General features: G+C 43.9%; 21 protein-coding genes. 17 read left to right on the top strand and 4 right to left on the bottom strand.

Annotated elements, in window-relative coordinates; all coding sequences use genetic code 11:
- Positions 1-78: 78 nt before the first annotated feature.
- Entirely contained in the window at positions 79-891 is an 813-nt protein-coding gene (locus C5O23_RS13205) for a hypothetical protein (protein WP_107033387.1), read from the bottom strand.
- A gap of 32 nt (positions 892-923) precedes the next feature.
- Complete coding sequence (locus C5O23_RS13200) at positions 924-2,108, bottom strand: PDDEXK nuclease domain-containing protein (protein WP_107033386.1); 1,185 nt, start codon at positions 2,106-2,108, stop codon at positions 924-926.
- Between the two features lie 519 nt (positions 2,109-2,627).
- On the opposite strand from C5O23_RS13200, the gene C5O23_RS13195 reads away from it, so the two are divergent.
- The 7 genes from C5O23_RS13195 (at position 2,628) to C5O23_RS13165 (ending at position 8,850) form a co-directional block, all read left to right on the top strand.
- Positions 2,628-3,392 (top strand): helix-turn-helix domain-containing protein, encoded by a 765-nt coding sequence (locus C5O23_RS13195; protein ID WP_107033385.1) that lies wholly within the window; start codon positions 2,628-2,630, stop codon positions 3,390-3,392.
- Between the two features lie 102 nt (positions 3,393-3,494).
- The gene (locus tag C5O23_RS13190) at positions 3,495-4,601 is read left to right on the top strand and encodes a site-specific integrase (protein WP_107033384.1); all 1,107 of its coding nucleotides are present in this window, start codon (positions 3,495-3,497) and stop codon (positions 4,599-4,601) included.
- A 169-nt stretch (positions 4,602-4,770) separates the two neighbouring features.
- Entirely contained in the window at positions 4,771-5,115 is a 345-nt protein-coding gene (locus C5O23_RS13185) for a type II toxin-antitoxin system RelE/ParE family toxin (RefSeq protein ID WP_107033383.1), read from the top strand.
- Positions 5,108-5,419, top strand: a complete 312-nt coding sequence (locus C5O23_RS13180; protein WP_107033382.1) for a helix-turn-helix domain-containing protein — start codon at positions 5,108-5,110, stop codon at positions 5,417-5,419. The genes C5O23_RS13185 and C5O23_RS13180 overlap by 8 nt, the downstream gene beginning before the upstream one ends.
- 234 nt (positions 5,420-5,653) lie before the next feature.
- Positions 5,654-6,598: a DUF1848 domain-containing protein gene (locus C5O23_RS13175; protein ID WP_107033381.1), complete on the top strand. Its 945-nt coding sequence runs from the start codon at positions 5,654-5,656 to the stop codon at positions 6,596-6,598.
- A complete protein-coding gene (locus C5O23_RS13170; protein WP_107033380.1) occupies positions 6,595-7,374 on the top strand; it encodes a hypothetical protein in 780 nt (259 codons plus the stop codon). Before C5O23_RS13175 ends, C5O23_RS13170 begins: the two co-directional genes overlap by 4 nt.
- Before the next feature lie 18 nt (positions 7,375-7,392).
- A complete protein-coding gene (locus tag C5O23_RS13165; protein ID WP_107033379.1) occupies positions 7,393-8,850 on the top strand; it encodes a hypothetical protein in 1,458 nt (485 codons plus the stop codon).
- A gap of 67 nt (positions 8,851-8,917) precedes the next feature.
- On the opposite strand, the gene C5O23_RS13160 is transcribed toward C5O23_RS13165, so the two are convergent.
- Entirely contained in the window at positions 8,918-9,442 is a 525-nt protein-coding gene (locus tag C5O23_RS13160; protein ID WP_107033378.1) for a GNAT family N-acetyltransferase, read from the bottom strand.
- 15 nt (positions 9,443-9,457) lie between these two features.
- A complete protein-coding gene (locus tag C5O23_RS13155) occupies positions 9,458-9,772 on the bottom strand; it encodes a HigA family addiction module antitoxin (RefSeq protein WP_107033377.1) in 315 nt (104 codons plus the stop codon).
- A 351-nt stretch (positions 9,773-10,123) separates the two neighbouring features.
- Between C5O23_RS13155 and C5O23_RS13150 the strand changes: the two genes are divergently transcribed.
- The 10 genes from C5O23_RS13150 (at position 10,124) to C5O23_RS13105 (ending at position 16,203) form a co-directional block, all read left to right on the top strand.
- Entirely contained in the window at positions 10,124-10,510 is a 387-nt protein-coding gene (locus tag C5O23_RS13150; protein ID WP_107033376.1) for a helix-turn-helix transcriptional regulator, read from the top strand.
- Positions 10,511-10,514: 4 nt separating this feature from the next.
- Complete coding sequence (locus tag C5O23_RS13145) at positions 10,515-10,880, top strand: DUF3987 domain-containing protein (protein WP_107033375.1); 366 nt, start codon at positions 10,515-10,517, stop codon at positions 10,878-10,880.
- Positions 10,867-11,652 (top strand): DUF6371 domain-containing protein, encoded by a 786-nt coding sequence (locus C5O23_RS13140; RefSeq protein WP_107033374.1) that lies wholly within the window; start codon positions 10,867-10,869, stop codon positions 11,650-11,652. Before C5O23_RS13145 ends, C5O23_RS13140 begins: the two co-directional genes overlap by 14 nt.
- 1 nt (position 11,653) lies before the next feature.
- Positions 11,654-12,064: a DUF3408 domain-containing protein gene (locus C5O23_RS13135; protein ID WP_107033373.1), complete on the top strand. Its 411-nt coding sequence runs from the start codon at positions 11,654-11,656 to the stop codon at positions 12,062-12,064.
- 185 nt (positions 12,065-12,249) lie between these two features.
- Positions 12,250-12,615, top strand: a complete 366-nt coding sequence (locus tag C5O23_RS13130; RefSeq protein WP_107033372.1) for a plasmid mobilization protein — start codon at positions 12,250-12,252, stop codon at positions 12,613-12,615.
- The gene (locus C5O23_RS13125) at positions 12,596-13,570 is read left to right on the top strand and encodes a relaxase/mobilization nuclease domain-containing protein (protein WP_107033371.1); all 975 of its coding nucleotides are present in this window, start codon (positions 12,596-12,598) and stop codon (positions 13,568-13,570) included. The genes C5O23_RS13130 and C5O23_RS13125 overlap by 20 nt, the downstream gene beginning before the upstream one ends.
- Positions 13,571-13,588: 18 nt before the next feature.
- Positions 13,589-14,269 (top strand): hypothetical protein, encoded by a 681-nt coding sequence (locus tag C5O23_RS13120; protein WP_107033370.1) that lies wholly within the window; start codon positions 13,589-13,591, stop codon positions 14,267-14,269.
- Positions 14,266-14,766 carry a hypothetical protein gene (locus C5O23_RS13115; RefSeq protein ID WP_107033369.1) on the top strand — a complete coding sequence of 167 codons (501 nt, stop codon included), beginning with the start codon at positions 14,266-14,268 and terminating at the stop codon, positions 14,764-14,766. The genes C5O23_RS13120 and C5O23_RS13115 overlap by 4 nt, the downstream gene beginning before the upstream one ends.
- A 160-nt stretch (positions 14,767-14,926) precedes the next feature.
- A complete protein-coding gene (locus C5O23_RS13110; protein WP_107033368.1) occupies positions 14,927-15,817 on the top strand; it encodes a DUF4007 family protein in 891 nt (296 codons plus the stop codon).
- The gene (locus C5O23_RS13105) at positions 15,814-16,203 is read left to right on the top strand and encodes a hypothetical protein (RefSeq protein WP_107033367.1); all 390 of its coding nucleotides are present in this window, start codon (positions 15,814-15,816) and stop codon (positions 16,201-16,203) included. The genes C5O23_RS13110 and C5O23_RS13105 overlap by 4 nt, the downstream gene beginning before the upstream one ends.
- Positions 16,204-16,285 lie beyond the last annotated feature (82 nt).

Below are 16,285 nucleotides of genomic sequence, written 5' to 3'. Positions count from 1 at the left end.
GCCTCTACAATTATTTCGACCTACGGAAAATCTCCGCATCTCAAAATAATTAAGAAAATAAATCATCGGTTGGCTCAGTTAGCGGCTTAGCCAAGGCTGAACAACCTCAAATTTTACCGAATCATTGTACTCAATTATTTTATAGAATAATAAAAACCGAAGGCTTTTATCTCTAATTGATAAAGCATCGAGGTACATCTTTAACATCGGTGATTCTTTGGGCAAATCAGAAGATTTGTGTACTATCTGTTCCTTCTCCCTAAAAAAATCATAATTTTCTAAATCAGATTCTTCGATACTCTCATTATCTATCAACTCTCCTATCTCAATCTCAGGCAAGTCTGAAATTCGTATTAAGTAGTTGTTTTTTATATTTAATGCGAAGAGAAATCGATAGATTTCTTGTAATTCCTGCTCATACGGTAGCTTTTTTACACTTTCTTTATATCGAAATTCTACTGCATGGAAACATCTACATGGAGACCAAAAGTCGTAATTATAGCAACCATGTCTCAAATTACGTATTCCGATAAGAATCGGATTTTCAACTATTGATGCGACAAAGCTATTAGTTTCATAAATTTCATTTAATATCTCTCCATCATAATACCAATTATACTCTATATCTATTACAGTTTGACTCAGATTAGCGCACCTTACAGTAGTCTCTCCTTTCTCTTCATAAGTATCCAATTTATCTGTTATGCTAATAAGGTCATCTACGGTAATTTGCACGCAATCTTCGTCACCTGGGAAACTAAAGTTTATAGTTTCCTCCCCAATCACTACATAATCTTCCGTATCATAATCTTCTGCATCAAGACCACAATACTCCCATAGTTTGATAGCACGTTTATTTATGTCAAGGATATTGTCTGATGTTATTTCCATAAACCTAATTGATTAGAATACAATTTTACTAATCATAACTCATTTCTATTATTGCTCAATTCTTCCTCTACTAATCTCACTCTTGCTTGCAGTTCTTCGGCAGAAGGAAGCAGATTTGAGGGAGGTGCAATCTGGACATTATCGTACGAAGCCACTCCCATAGGGGTTTGTATCCCTTTGAATGCCCAACGTACATCGGTTTCATCTTTATCGCTGCAAATCAACAGTCCTATAGTGGGATTGTCATCAGCTCCTTTTAGTAGTTCATCTACAGCATTGACATAGTAGTTGAGTTTTCCTGCATACTCAGGATCGAATGGCTTAACTTTCAGTTCGACCACAACGTATGCCTTTAGGCGGATATGGTAGAACAGCATATCAATCCGGCGGGTACGTCCCCCGACAATAAGCTCCTTTTGTCGTCCAACGAAAGCGAATCCTGTTCCAAGTTCAAGCAGGAAACGGGTTATATTCTGCTCCAACGCCGCTTCAAGCTGTTCTTCCTTATAGTCTGCTGGAACAGTTACAAAACCGAAATCATAGTTGTCCTTAGTGATTTCTTGTGCCATACGGCTTTGTGCTTCCGGCAGATATTGAGGGAAATTGCTGATAGCGTTGCCGTGGGTCTTGTATAGATTAGCTTTCAGTGAGTTATCCAGAGTTTGACGACTCCAACCATTCAATATGCACTCTTTCAAATAGAAAACAGCCTCATCAACCGACTTGCACTTTGTAATAATGTTAACTTGATGACGCCATGGCACCAGACCGAGTATCAGCGGAAAGTCAGTATCAATTTCTGCACCAACTTGGTGGAGTTTTATAATCCTTTGAGAATTTGCGTGTTGTAATTCTCCACCAAGTTGGTGGAGTTTTTCTGTTGCCTCCGATGAAGAAAAGAATAGATACCATTTCTTCATAGCCCAAAGATTTGTAGTGCCAAAACCTCGGTCGAGAGGAAATGCCTCCTGCAAGTCAAAGCTTAGCTGTTCCACAACCCCACTGCCCCATGTTTCTTCTGCCTTACGCATCACAAGGTCGCGCCCCACACTCCAGTTGAATGCCAGCTTTTCCGTATTGACCTTGACCGCCGCCTTGATTTGAGCAGAATGATAACGCCGCTTGATTTCAGTGAGCCAAGCGGCATAGTCAGCGTCAATCCTAAAATCCTTGACTCTGACAATATGGGGTTCGTTATTTGAAATAATATCAATCATCGTAATGCAAAGTTACTACAAAATCCTGACACCCACAAGCTAATGCGTAATTTAGAGACTCTATAAGATACCAAATTCCAAAGAAAATCGTTATATTTGCAAACAGTAAAGAATGGGTGCTTTAAGAGAGCCGAAATTTGTTAAAATTGGAGGTGTGAATCTCGTAAAAATCAATTTTGTAGACTTAAAGCGCAACCTGCTCACTATCAAGAATATGCTATAATTGCATTGGCAAATGAACGGCAGTTAAAGATAGGCAACTATAAGTATAGATAAGTATTAAGGCGTTCAGTTTGAGCGCCTTTTCTTGTGTCCGGCTGTCGGCTGTTTAATCGGTAGAACTCGTTTCTACCTGTTTTTCACTCCATTTTTGAACCACATTTGTTGCTCGTCTGCTATCCGAGTCAAGTCGCTCTACTCGGTAGTGGATGATGTTCATACTCGTTCACGCTCATTCAGGCATGTTCATACGGGTTCAACGAATTAGCTCAATGAGTGACACAACTTTAACTCAAAGTTATGGCAACTTCAAACATTAGAATCAAGAAGGTCTGTCAGTGGTGTGGAAATGAGTTTGAGGCTCAAAAGGCCACAACCCAGTATTGTTGTAAGCGATGTGCCGAGCACGCTTACAAAGAGCGTAAACGACAAGAGAAGAAGAAAATCACTGAAACTCTTGATTCGCTTACTGCTCATGAAAATAAGATAAACCAACTCTCCGGCCGAGACTATCTATCGGTTGCTGAAGTGGCGCAAATCCTTAATGTAACACCAAGAGCAGTTTATAATCTCATTTACAGGGGTACCATCAAAGCCTATCGCCTCACCTCACAATGGGCAGTAATCAAGAGAGCAGATATTGACGCAATGATCGAAGCTCGTCCTTATGAACGAAAACCGAAAGCAACGACAATCGCAAAAGATGAGAACGGCGAGGCAATAGCAGAGTTTTATACAACGAAGGAGATTATCGAGAAGTTCGGGGTGAGCAATTCGTGGGTGTTCGCCCAAGGTAAGGCTCACAATATTCCGAAGGTCTACCACCGGGGGAAGACGCTTTGGAGCAAGGTGCACTGCGACCGGGTGTTTGCAGCGAAGCCCGAACCGCCGAAAGAGGATGACTGGATTTCATACTCTAATGTGCGGGCTGAGTACAATCTGACCCATGATCAGCTTCACAACTATGTGAAGTACCATGGTCTGCGCCGTAAGAAAGTCGGCAAGTATACCTATATATTGAAGTCGGAAATCGATGCGATTCTACGTCCTCCAACGCTGAAATGAAACAGGTTATCGGTTATCCGCAGGTTAACAGTCTAATAACTTGATAACCGGGAGATAACCAGTGAACTTCGCCGAAACAAATCATTCAAAAACAAAACTCGTATGGATATATGCACTAAAGTCGCCTTGCGGCAGCGTCTTCTTGAATCAGGTAAGATCACGTTGTACTTCGACTACTATCCACCAATCCGAAACCCGAAAACAAACAAGATGCAGCGCCATGAGTATCTTGGAATCTACCTGTATGGCAACCCGACCAACAAGGTGCAGCGCGACTTCAACCAGACGATGCTTGAGAAAGGGGAACTTCTGCGCTGTCGCCGTCAGGAACAGGTGATTAACCGCCAGTTCGGTTTCATCGACCATAGCCAGCAGAAGGAGGATTTTCTCGCTTATTATGAGGAATATGCCAAAAGGCAAAGCAATACCAAATGGCGAATCAGCTACAAACATTTCCAAATCTTCACAGGTGGAAAATGCACCTTCGGAGAGATAACTCTTGACCTCTGCAACAAGTTTCGCGATTATCTCCTGAACGCCAAGCAGCTCAAACACACGAAAAAGAAATTGTCCAAAAATGCCGCTTCCGGGTATTTTTCGACCTTCCGCGCGCTGCTCAAAAAAGCATACAAGGAGAAACTTCTTACTGAGAACGTCAACGACTTTCTTGAATACATCGAATGGGATGATGTCGTAAAAGAGTTTCTCAATCAGGACGAGCTTATCCGACTGGCCCAGACTCCCTGCGACAGCGACGTGCTTCGCCGGGCATCGCTCTTCTCCTGTCTCACAGGTCTGCGTTTCAGTGACATTCTCAACCTCGACTGGAAGAATATTCAGGAGATTGCCGGAATAGGACTTTGTGTTGTAATCAAGACACAGAAGACAAAGACGGCTGCAACCCTTCCTCTTTGCGAGGATGCCATAGAGCTAATCGGAGAGCGGAAGACAGGCAAAGTATTTCCCGGATTCAAGAAATCACTTACGGCAAAACCTCTGGCAGACTGGATAAAGGCAGCGAACATCGACAAGCACATAACGTTCCACTGCGCGCGCCACACATACGCTACACTCCTGATTACCAACGGCACCGACATCTACACTGTCAGCAAAATGCTAACGCATAAAAACGTGGCCACCACCCAGATCTATGCAGAGGTCGTGAACCAAAAGAAGCGCGATGTCGCTAATTCCATCTCGCTGAAATAACGTCCAAGTGAAACATCCCAAATATTAAAAGCGAATCACCCCAAAAACACCGATTTGTTTGGAATCATCATAATCTGTGATGCCATCAACTCAATCTCTCTGAAATAAATACATGAATAATTTTGCCAAAGTAAACTTTTTAGTTAACTTTGCGGTTACATAATAAGATATGGCGAACCGAACCATAAAGCTATACAAAGATTACTTCAAGGAGTTCTACGTGGCTCAGACTGATGCAGTGAGACGCAAAATAAACTACTGCATCAACGTTGTCAAGACTGTGGATAGAGTTCCAAAGACCATTCTGAAGAATATGGAAGATGCGGACGGGTTATATGAAATTCGCGTTGAAGTCGGAAATAATATATTTCGCATCTTCTGTTGCTTTGACGAGGGTTCACTTGTAATTCTCTTCAACGGTTTTCAGAAGAAGACTCAAAAGACTCCCAAGCAGCAAATCGAGCGAGCTAAAAAAATAATGAAAGAATACTTTAACGATAAAGAACATGAATAAAGCAAAGAAAGAAGCCATCATGAAGGCGCGTACATTCGACGAGCTTCTTGATGCAGAATACGGCAAAGCTGGCACCCAGGAGCGTGAACAATTTGATGCCGACGCAGCTGCCTTTTGTCTGGCCGAGACGCTTAAAGCAGAACGTCTTAAAGCGGGACTGACGCAGGAACAGCTTGCTGAGCGTATCGGTACAAAGAAAACCTATATATCCCGTCTTGAAAACGGGAAATCCGATGTTCAGCTCAATACCCTCTTCCGAATCTTCGAAGGTCTTGGAAGACGTGTGTCGTTGACGATTTTGTAAATAATCCCAATGCACGAGCCGAAAGAACAATCATATTTAATTATGGATACTCTTGTAAAAACTTGCCGATATCAACAAGTTTTTACCGTGTTAGACTCAACTTTGATAAAAGTTTTGCCGATAAACAGACTCTATTCGGTTTATATATGGCTTTTTTGCCACAATTATAATGTATAACATTTATTAGCATTAGTGCGCCTTATTATTGCCCATGTTTGATATTAAATTTGCACCATGAAAAACGAAAAGCAAAAACTTACATTAGATGACGGCAATATTGTCGATGCTCAGACTCCGCTGATTGTTTCAGCAAGTCGAGCCACCGATATTCCGGCGTTCTACAGTAACTGGTTTTTCAATCGTCTCAGCAAAGGGCATGTAAGATGGCGTAATCCCTACAATGGCAAGGATTCATACGTTTCTTTTGACAATACCAAATTTATCGTATTCTGGTCGAAGAATCCTGCGCCGCTATTTCCGTTCCTGCCAATCTTGAAACAAAAAGGGATTGGTTGTTACGTCCAATATACACTTAATGACTACGAGGCCGAGGGATTAGAGCCGAGTGTTCCACCTTTGCACGGGCGAATTGAAACATTCAAACGTCTGGTTGATGAATTGGGCTTAGGTTCAGTCGTTTGGCGATTCGACCCGTTGATTCTGACAGACAGAATTTCGGCAGAGGATTTATTGCATAAAATCAGCAATATAGCAGGCGGATTACGCGGATATGTCAAGAAACTGGTGTTTAGTTTTGCTGATATATCCTCGTATCGCAAAGTCGGTCGGAATCTTTCCGATGCAGGGATAAACTATCATGAGTGGTCGGAGGACGAAATGGTTGAATTTTCACGCAGACTGGCAGATATGAAGCTCGGTCTCGAACTTGCGACCTGCGCCGAAAAAGTTGATCTGTCAGAATTTGGAATCAGTCACAACCGCTGCATAGACCCGGAGCTGATATGCCGATTATCGCCGGAATTAGAACCTTTGATACGCAATTCTAAAACAGACAAAGGCCAACGCTCACTCTGCGGTTGTATCACATCAAAGGATATTGGGACTTACAATACCTGCCCGCACGGATGCGCATACTGCTACGCTAACACGTCCCCGGTTTCCGCCCGTCAGAATTACCTTCGGCATCAGCAGAACCCAGACAACGACTCAATTATATGAAACAGACATCAGCATTTCATTTTATCCCACAATTCAATGCCTCTCGATTATCGTTTGACGATGTTGTGGAGTCTGTGAAACAACATATCAACTCACTTTCAGAGAATAAACAAAAGAAGCTGAAAGATGAGTTGGGAAACGGCCTCGCCAACCTCACGACTAAAGAGCAGCTTGATATGTATATATCTTCTTACGGAGAAATACATAGACAAAAGCTTCAGATAGCGTATGACCGCATCCCACATAAGGTATGGTCAGAAGGAAGTATCTCTGTCGTTGACTATGGTTGTGGCCAATGTATTGCAGAAATGGTGTTGTCTGACTTTCTTAAGAACCATTATATTGACAACGATAAAATATCCGATTTCACTGTAATCGAACCAAGTAAAGCTTCACTGACGCTAGGATTACAATATTTGGAGCAGTTCTATGAAAACTCTAAAATAACAGCATATAATGTCTCTGCCGGACAATTGACAGAAGACGATATACGTCCGCAATCTGATACGGTAATCCATCTATTCTCGAATGTTTTAGACATCATTGAGTTTGAACGTCACAACATTGCCAGTATTTTAAATTCAGACATGAGTCACAATCATATTTTAGTATGTGTCAGTCCTTTTTATCAAGAGAATGGACGAGGCGCACTCATGGATGAGTTTGGCAATATGTTACGTAGCATGAGATGTGAATATAAATTAGAGAAACACACTGATGATTGGGAAAACCCATTCAGTTGCCAGGTACGCATATTTGTGAGTGCTTATTATTAATTTCGTCTGAACAAAATCGTGGGTGGAATTGTCTATAAAGACGTAAAAATTTTAATCCTCTATTTGCTTATTAGAAATACGCCCCAGCGCACGAGGATCTATGCTTCCCCTACCCGGGACAAAATTTTTATCTGGAGTGCCGTTGTTGTCGGATGTAGCATCATGGCTTTACTTGGTCGTCACGCCGCCATCCACCGTTTTGGCACCGACCAATTTACCGGCAATGTACTCTTTGCCGTTTTCTTTGTCCTATCAACCGGTCTTTATTGTGGTTTTCAATCAGTAATCGAAGACTTGTTCAACCGCCTTTCGGCTCTTTTTCGTCGCCGTGAAGTCATGGCTATTGCCGAAACTCCGACCAGTGAAAAGGTATCAGTAACCACGATAGATGTATCGGAAATACAGGAGCAATGCTCTGAGCCAATTCTAGAAACTGCTTGTGTAGCAGAGAACAAAGAAGAATCGAAAGTCGCCATTCCCATGAATGAAAACCGGCCGTTTGAGGTATTGGAAATTGTAGACGATATGCGTCATATACGTTTCCCTGATGGAGAAGAAGCTTATGTAGGCATGGAATTATCTGACGATGAGATTCTGATTGAGAAATCATATAATGATTCGAGAGACTATGATGCTGAACTTGAGGAAGCATACAACGTATATCTTGACTCTATGACAGATGAAGAGCGTTATGATCACGAGAATCGCATTACCCGTATTCACAAGGAGCGGGAATACGACGAAGATGTAGGTTTTTTCTCATCGGTATCCATGCATGATGTTCACAAGAATCCGGATGGAACTACTTTGATAGAGGAAACAGAGCAAGAGGTCTACGTTACTCCCGATGGTTCGGTGTATTATCTCGAGGACATGGGTCCAATTTGTGATTTCTATGAGAAACACAAAGACAATATCGAATCGCATGAGGAGATAATGACACGAAAGCAGCGATGTGATGAGGCGTTTAACGAACTAAAACGTCACGAAGAACTATATAATCTTGAACAAGTGTCGTTTATATGTGCATATATCACACATACTATGGAACAGTTCATGGAGTCTCACGAACTGGACAAACTACACAATAATGCAAAAATTTGGACAGTCAATCCGTTAGCCCGGTTCGATGCTGTTCAGCTACGGAGCAATCACCTGTCAAAAGAAGACCTGAAGCATCTTGGCTATAATGTCGGGAAATTCCTGAAACTGAAAGGCGAAAACATCGCCTTATTCATCAAAAATGTATTTGCTGAAAGTTTCGGCTCCGTGCAGGTAGGAACTATTATTGCGAAACTTGCCGATAGGAATCCGGGGAAAGACCGCATTCCTTTACTCTCTGCCAAAGAAATGAATTATCTTTTCGAGCATTATAAACGCTATAAGACCATTAATCTCGACATTATCCCCAAGAGATTGGCAGAGGACGAGGTTAAAGTCAAATTAGAGGCAGCTAAAAAGAAGAATAGGAAATAACAAGGGAACTTCCCGGTATAGTATTGGCGAATAACCGTGACTTTTGTCATGGTTGTTCGCCCTTTTGTTATAAATCAATCTTATAAAGCACATGAACACACAGCGGAGAATCATCCGACAGATTAGGATGCATGAACTCTCCATCCTTTACCATTCCAATCTTCTGCATCACACGCTCTGACGGGGCATTTATCTTGGCGGTGAAAGAAAACAGCCTTTCAATTCCCGCACTCTTTGCCAGACTCAGCACAGCTTTGGCGGCTTCGGTTGCATATCCCTGATTGTGATAATCAGCGGCAAGACGCCACCCTATTTCAACTCCGGGAGTGAAGTCTGCATCGAAACCAATCTCATGCAGTCCAACATATCCGATAAACTCACCTGTGGATTTTATTTCCACAGCATATAATCCCCATCCTTTAGAGTCAAACTCATTCTGAATACGATTGTAAAAAGCCTCTGTCTCAGCATCACTCAGTGTTGCCGGGAAATAGCGCATAACACGTGAGTCCTTGTTCATCTCGGCGAACAAAGGTAAATCCCCCTGCTTCCACGAGCGAAGAATCAATCGGTCTGTTTCAATAACTATCATTCAAAAATCAATACTTTACAACACTGCCGCAATATTACGAATTGAAGAAAGACGCTTCATAAAAGATGCGTCTGACTTCGCCATCTGCATATTATAATCACTTTGCAGATTAAGCAATAAATCAGCCGGTATATTCAATGCCGCTTCTATAAGTAAAGCTATTTCGGTATTAACCCCTCTCTTCCCTTTGATTATCTCATTAAGCAGAGAAGGCTTTACACCTATACTCTCGGCGAGTTTTGCCTGAGTAAGACTATTTGCCTCAAGTTCATCTCGGATAAGTTCTCCCGAATGAGTGGGTTCAAACGGAGTAAGATTGTTAGCTCTCATATAACTGTATTACGATGCAAAGATATAAACAGTTTTCAAACTTCACAAATTTGTGAAGTTTGTTTTGTCTAAACATACATCATTCCATCGAACCCGACATCGGGCAACTTAATATTGCATTAAGTCAAGATTGCTTAAATTTAGGTTATCTGTAATCCTAACCATCAAATCACTCTAAAATTCATTTAACCACCAATCAAAAAGTTTATGCTCAGCCTGGATTGATACTCAACAGTTTACAGACTCAAATGAGGTTATTTTCGGTTATTTCAAGGTGTCCGTATGACACTGACAACTCACTTTCAATCAGTGCGGTTTTATTTCCGTAAAACAATTTAAAACTGTACTGAAATGGAAACATCAACACCAACTTTCGACCAGCTGCCACATGTGGTAAGCGGTCTCTCCGAGAAACTCGACCGAGTGCTTGACCTGCTTGAAAAGGCAGGCATCGCCAGCCACTCCAAACAAGCCAAGCCCTCACGCAGACTCGTGTATGCGAAAGAGGCTTGCCAGATAATAGGCAAGTCACTTTCCACCCTTTACCGCGCGGTCAAAGCTACGAATGACCCCATTCCGAGCTATAAGCGCGGCAAGCTCCTCTATTTCTATGAGGACGAAATCTACGCATGGATCGAAGGCGGTCGCAAACATTCCGCCGCTCCTTCCCTCGCCGAAACCGCAGCGGCCATCACTGCCGGTATGAAACGCCGTCCCCGCGGGGGCTATAATTTCTGAGTCTATGGAAAAGAATTTTACCCCGGACTCTGTAATCAGCGCACTGATGAATCACGCCAAAACATCCGACAGTGATTTTCCGGTCCACGTGTTCCCCGCCAAGATGCAACGGATTATACTCGAACTCAACACAACCTGCGGATTTCCGAATGACTACACGGCATCGGCTATGCTCGCTGCAATATCTGTGGCAATCGGCAATACACACCGAATCGAGGTGAAACGCAACTGGCAGGAATCGGCAATCGTGTATATCGCGATTGTCGGACGCCCTGGAGACTGTAAATCACATCCGCTTACATTCGTGATGCGCCCGCTGGTCAATGCCGATTGGAAAACAATCAGGGTTACTACCGATGAGCAGGATTGATGATGCAATGGTGGCGGCCACCATGCGTGGCTACGACCGTAACAATCTGTTCGCTTTCGTGGCGGCGATAATCGGAAGTGAAGAAGCACAGCGGTTGATGGAGATGTATCGCGTAGGCTCATCGAAGCATTGGCAAGGTGCCACGGTATTCTGGCAAATCTCGGCTGACGGCAATGTCCGTGGTGGTAAGATTATGCTGTATGACCGATTGACCGGACATCGTGTGCAGGAACCGTTCCCCCACATCAACTGGGTACACTCGGTGTTGAAACTGCCCGACTTTAAGTTAACCCAATGTTTCTTCGGTGAGCATCTGCTCCCACACATCCGCGACAAACCGGTTGCCATTGTGGAGAGTGAGAAGACGGCGATACTCGCAACACATTACCTCCCGCAATATCTGTGGCTCGCCACAGGCGGCAAGTGCAGTTGTCTCAACCGCGAGGCAATCAAAGCACTCCGAGGCAGAGAGGTGATGCTGGTGCCCGACCTTAACGCTACTGACGATTGGCGCAAGAAACTGACGCTATTCGATGATTCGGGAATAAATGCAACTCTGTTTGAATCGCTTGAACAGATGGCTACCTATGAACAGCGAGAACAAGGTCTTGACATTGCCGACTTCCTGATTGCAGAGCAAACTCCACACGGCATCCTTGAACAAATGATGCAACGTAATCCGGCATTGCGACAACTCGTTGACGCGCTAAAGCTGGAACTCGTAGGCATCGAAGATTACAAACCGAGCGAAAGCTCACTAAAATCTGAATGAAATGGCACAATCAAAAATCTCAAATCCTCAGTCATCCGAAATGACTGATATGTCTAACAATTCTATTTTCTCTGAAACTATGGAAAATCCTACCAACCCCGAAGTTCAGCCCATCGCTGAACAGAGCGAAGCTGCTCAGTCAAAGCCACCTCGCCCCACTGCCAAGCAGCGCAAGAGCGAACTCGAAGATTACCGCACCGCCTTCTTTGCCCCGATTAAACTCGGCAAGGACAACAAGCATCAGGTAGCAATCAGCAATGAGACGTTTGACCGTGTCGAACGCACTGCCCGATTCTTCGGTGGTCCCGGTTATAGCGTCAGCAACTTTGTCGAGCACATCATTAATGAGCATCTTGACAATAACGCCGCCAACTATGAAGGCTGGTTCGCTCTAATTAGTAAATCGTTCTGACCACTGCCCCAAGGCAGTGAAAATGGCGAAGCCATCGGCAACGCCGGTATCCGGATATTCTGTAAGGAATAGGAGGATAGCAAGGTAGTGGCAATGTAAACATTTCCGACCTTGCATCCTCCGTTACCGGGCGGCTGGAGTCCGTTCCCGATGGTCACAATGTCAAATTCCAAAATCCCAAGATAATGACTTTCACAAGAAGAAAGAAAGCTCCTCCGGGAGCAACCGAGAAGTCTGGCAAGTCATACGTTGTCAGTGTCAGGCTCAATGAAGAACAGTATCAGACCGTGCAGGAAAACTGCCGTAAATCCGGCAGAAAGATGTCTGACTTCTGGCGCCATGCTCTGCTCAACGCCAAGGTTACGACAATAGCCACACCCGAAGATATGTCGATTCTGCGTCAGATCGGGAGCATGGCGAATAATCTTAATCAGCTTGCAAAGAAAGCTAACGAAGCAGGGTTCAAGCTCGTGGAGTGGTCTCTTAAAGGTCTGAGCAAGGAGATAAAAACTCTTTATACACGGCTGTCGTATGATTGGAGGCATAACTAAAGGGAGCTGTTTTTCCGGCTGTGTGGAGTATGCTCTCGCGCTGAAAGAGAAAAACAAAGAGGCTCGTCTGCTCTATTCCGAGGGTCTGCTGACCGACACACCAAAAGATATTATCAACGGTTTCGAGTGTCAGCGGCACCTCAACAGCAGGGTCAAACACTGGTGCGGACACATATCTTTGTCCTATTCTCCTAAAGATGCCGAGCGCATGGACGATGATTTTATGGTGAAACTCGCTCTGGAATACATGGATAGAATGGGCATCAAAAACACCCAGTTTATCATTGTCCGGCATCTTGACAAGGAGCATCCGCACTGCCACATCGTCTATAACCGAGTGGATAATGACGGTAAATGTGTAAGCGACAGTTTCGAATATTACCGCAACAACGAGATATGCGACGAGATGAAAAGGAAGTACGGTCTGACCTATGGTGAGAACAAAGACCAAGTGAAAACTGAGCGTCTTAAAGGACGACCGAAGACCCGTCAGGAAATTTATCTCGCCGTTCAAGCAGCCAAAAGATCGGCAAAAGACTGGACTACTTTTCAGCGTGAACTCGCCCGGAAAGGCATTACCGTTAGGAAAAAATTCCGACGAGGTTCTACCGAAGTCGATGGTCTTTCCTATTTCAAGGACGGGCAAAAGTTCAAGGCCTCGCAGGTTGACCGCAACGGCAGATGCTCCTACGATGTCATCTGCAAGGCACTCGACCGGAATAAAAACCGACAGTCCCAGCCGGCATCGCCCTCGCCAAAACCGATGCGACAGCAGCCTAAACAGGAACCGGGTGCCGCTGCAAAAATCATCGAAGCCGGTGCCGATATGGTTGAAGGACTCGGCAATGCACTCGGTGGTCTCTTCCAAGTCGGACCTGCCTATGACCCGGAAGAGGAGGCTTTCATCAACGAGATGAAACGCCGCCAAAAGAGAAAAAGAGGCAGAAGTGTGTAATTTCAAAAACTGAAAAACATGAAAGAAAATTCTGAAAATTTCTCGGAGAATATTCTCCAAAACATCGCTGATGACCTCAGCACAATCAACGGTACGTGTACCGAAATCAAGGAGTCGCAGCTCAACTGCGCCACCGCCGACGACCTGAACAACATGGGTACCACCATAACGTCAGCCGTCACCGAGAAAGTCGATGAGATGCAGGCATCCATAGAAACCCAGACGCAGACGGTCAGCGAAATAGGTGGCAATCTGACCTCTTCGATTGACGACCTGAAAACCGAAATCACCAATAAGATTGACAACTTCACCGCCAATCCACCGGTGCAGAAGATTGAAAAGACAATCCGTATCGCCAAGGAATCATGGCAAGTTTATCTCGCCATGTTCATCTCGGTGTTCACCTTCATCTTCTTCGGAGCTGCCACTATCTGGCAGGAGTCGCGCATCGAACGAACCCGTATCTCCGACATCAAGTATCACTACATCCTGATGCACGGAGGAGTTAACTCCGAGGGACTCGACAGCATTCAGAGCTGGTTTCGCGACCCTGACAAAGTAAAAATCATCGAGTCGGAAGTCCGAGCCTACGAAGAGCGAGTCCAAGAAACCGCCCGCGCCCTTGACCAGAAACATCGTCTCGAAGAAAAAATCAACGAACTCAATTCACAAACACCCCCCCAATCCAACAGAAAATGAAAGCATCCAACAACCTGAATCAACTCCTCTCTCGTGTGAAAACTATCTTCAGCCACAAGGCTCCCCACGAAGAAAAAACTCAACCTACAACACAACAGCCGCTCAACTCCGACCAGCGTCTGCGAAATGCACTCGCCGAAGTAGAGAAATATTTCGCCGACAATTTCGGAACTGCGTCTTCCGCACTTACCTACAAAGAGTACAACAACGGCATCAGTCTAACCTCTGACGACCCGACATTCTCAACAGCAGTTGTCATTCTGACCTGCACCAATGGCACGCTCAATCTCCCCGACAACGTAATCCTCTTAGGCTATGTCAAAACAGACAAAGGCGATGACTACCTCATCGAGCACCTCGGAAACTTCATCATCTTCCTCAAAAGACTTGGGGTCAAACACCGCATCCAACACCTCGCCATAGCCTTCTCGAAAGAGCACTATGACACACCATATGACGTCAAAACCGCCGACATAACCTGCATCCGCCTCTACTAATCCTCACTTAAATCCTCGCCCCGACAAGAATTCACCCTCTTGTCGGGGTTTTTATAAATGAATAATCTCTGATACAGAGACCTCTAAATCTCTCAAGAACTATTGCAAAAGTGAGAAAAAATTCGTAATTTTGCAGTTTCTATGCTCCCTGTGTTTAGAGATGTTAACAAATAAGAAATTCACAATTTTGAGCAAATATAGTTTTTCAGGACATGAGTCCTTTCAATGCAAATCTCTTTGGCTAAAAAAGGGATACGACTATTTGCTTGCTGACAATCACTTCACAGATATCGATGCTGTGGCAAAGTTAGGTGTCGGCAAGAATATGGTGTCGGCTATCCGTTTTTGGCTTCGCGCTTTTGGACTAATAGAAGCAGATGAACTTCAGCCTGTAGCCACATTCATTTTTGATTCAGATAATGGACGAGACCCGTTTGCCGAAGATTTGAATACACTTTGGCTTTTGCACTTCCTCCTTGTTTCATCTGAAGTCGCAAGTATTTATAATCTCCTCTTTGTAGAATACAAGCGAGAGAAGAAGGAGTTTTCAAAGCAAGAGCTCCTTTCTTTTATAAAACGGAAATGTGCCGTACCAGAACAAAAGAACGTGTTTAACGAAAATACTGTTAGGAAAGATATAGGAGTTCTTCTGAAGAATTATGTTGCTCCAAAGGACTTGAAGGCGATAGAGGATTTCTCTTCGTTACTTATTGCTTTGGGGCTTATTGTTGATACCGGAAAGCAATCCACAAATAAAGAAAGTATATTCACATTCAAGACTAACGATTCCTCAGAGGTAGCCTCTGAAATTATACTCTTTGCTCTTATTCGCATGAAGGGAACAGACCACACAGTCTCCTTTGATGTACTTCAACAGTTGTCATTGATATTCGGTCTTCCGATGGTTTCATTAATTGATGTTATTCAATCCTTGGAGATTACATTTCCTAAGACTCTCGTATTCACTGATAACAGCGGCATAAAGAATGTTCATTTTTTGAGAGAAATTGATGAAAACGAAGCTCTCAACCATTATTACGATAAACTATGAGCTATATCCCCTCTGTAAATATCGAAATGAATAAAGTTTCGGATTTTCGTTACATCGTTACCGAAAATGCCAAGCTTGTAGCCGGGAATATTGTAAATAGCTTTAATGCCGGGCATCATTCTTTTTCAATAATTGGCACTTATGGAACCGGTAAATCAAGTTTCATACTTGCACTTGAAAATGATCTTACTAATGGCAACAATCAGCTTATACGGAATGGTGTCCTTGGTGCCCCGGGGGGATTTGAATTCGTGAATATTGTAGGCGACTATGCTCCGCTAGCAAGATTACTTTCAAATAAACTTAACTCTGCTGAAAATAATCCCATAAATGCGCTCAACTGGAAAAGGCGCGAGAGTTTGACCCCTTCGGGCACGCGGGACTGACCCCTTCGGGCATAATAAGATTGACCCCTTCGGGCAAAATAAAAATGACCCCTGTCGATGATACGGCAGGGGAATTTTTTTG

Origin of the sequence: Duncaniella muris (assembly GCF_003024805.1) — a bacterium.
GTDB lineage: Bacteria > Bacteroidota > Bacteroidia > Bacteroidales > Muribaculaceae > Duncaniella > Duncaniella muris.
The sequence above is the reverse complement of the archived record's forward strand: the minus strand, read 5'-3'. Positions and strand labels throughout refer to the sequence as shown.

Excerpts from the sequence above, each read along its gene's own strand:
- C5O23_RS13205 (WP_107033387.1), bottom strand. The coding sequence starts at position 891 with ATGGAAATAACATCAGACAATATCCTTGACATAAATAAACGTGCTATC.
- C5O23_RS13200 (WP_107033386.1), bottom strand. The coding sequence starts at position 2,108 with ATGATTGATATTATTTCAAATAACGAACCCCATATTGTCAGAGTCAAG.
- C5O23_RS13195 (WP_107033385.1), top strand. The coding sequence starts at position 2,628 with ATGGCAACTTCAAACATTAGAATCAAGAAGGTCTGTCAGTGGTGTGGA.
- C5O23_RS13190 (WP_107033384.1), top strand. The coding sequence starts at position 3,495 with ATGGATATATGCACTAAAGTCGCCTTGCGGCAGCGTCTTCTTGAATCA.
- C5O23_RS13185 (WP_107033383.1), top strand. The coding sequence starts at position 4,771 with ATGGCGAACCGAACCATAAAGCTATACAAAGATTACTTCAAGGAGTTC.
- C5O23_RS13180 (WP_107033382.1), top strand. The coding sequence starts at position 5,108 with ATGAATAAAGCAAAGAAAGAAGCCATCATGAAGGCGCGTACATTCGAC.
- C5O23_RS13175 (WP_107033381.1), top strand. The coding sequence starts at position 5,654 with ATGAAAAACGAAAAGCAAAAACTTACATTAGATGACGGCAATATTGTC.
- C5O23_RS13170 (WP_107033380.1), top strand. The coding sequence starts at position 6,595 with ATGAAACAGACATCAGCATTTCATTTTATCCCACAATTCAATGCCTCT.
- C5O23_RS13160 (WP_107033378.1), bottom strand. The coding sequence starts at position 9,442 with ATGATAGTTATTGAAACAGACCGATTGATTCTTCGCTCGTGGAAGCAG.
- C5O23_RS13155 (WP_107033377.1), bottom strand. The coding sequence starts at position 9,772 with ATGAGAGCTAACAATCTTACTCCGTTTGAACCCACTCATTCGGGAGAA.
- C5O23_RS13150 (WP_107033376.1), top strand. The coding sequence starts at position 10,124 with ATGGAAACATCAACACCAACTTTCGACCAGCTGCCACATGTGGTAAGC.
- C5O23_RS13145 (WP_107033375.1), top strand. The coding sequence starts at position 10,515 with ATGGAAAAGAATTTTACCCCGGACTCTGTAATCAGCGCACTGATGAAT.
- C5O23_RS13140 (WP_107033374.1), top strand. The coding sequence starts at position 10,867 with ATGAGCAGGATTGATGATGCAATGGTGGCGGCCACCATGCGTGGCTAC.
- C5O23_RS13135 (WP_107033373.1), top strand. The coding sequence starts at position 11,654 with ATGGCACAATCAAAAATCTCAAATCCTCAGTCATCCGAAATGACTGAT.
- C5O23_RS13130 (WP_107033372.1), top strand. The coding sequence starts at position 12,250 with ATGACTTTCACAAGAAGAAAGAAAGCTCCTCCGGGAGCAACCGAGAAG.
- C5O23_RS13125 (WP_107033371.1), top strand. The coding sequence starts at position 12,596 with ATGATTGGAGGCATAACTAAAGGGAGCTGTTTTTCCGGCTGTGTGGAG.
- C5O23_RS13120 (WP_107033370.1), top strand. The coding sequence starts at position 13,589 with ATGAAAGAAAATTCTGAAAATTTCTCGGAGAATATTCTCCAAAACATC.
- C5O23_RS13115 (WP_107033369.1), top strand. The coding sequence starts at position 14,266 with ATGAAAGCATCCAACAACCTGAATCAACTCCTCTCTCGTGTGAAAACT.
- C5O23_RS13110 (WP_107033368.1), top strand. The coding sequence starts at position 14,927 with ATGTTAACAAATAAGAAATTCACAATTTTGAGCAAATATAGTTTTTCA.
- C5O23_RS13105 (WP_107033367.1), top strand. The coding sequence starts at position 15,814 with ATGAGCTATATCCCCTCTGTAAATATCGAAATGAATAAAGTTTCGGAT.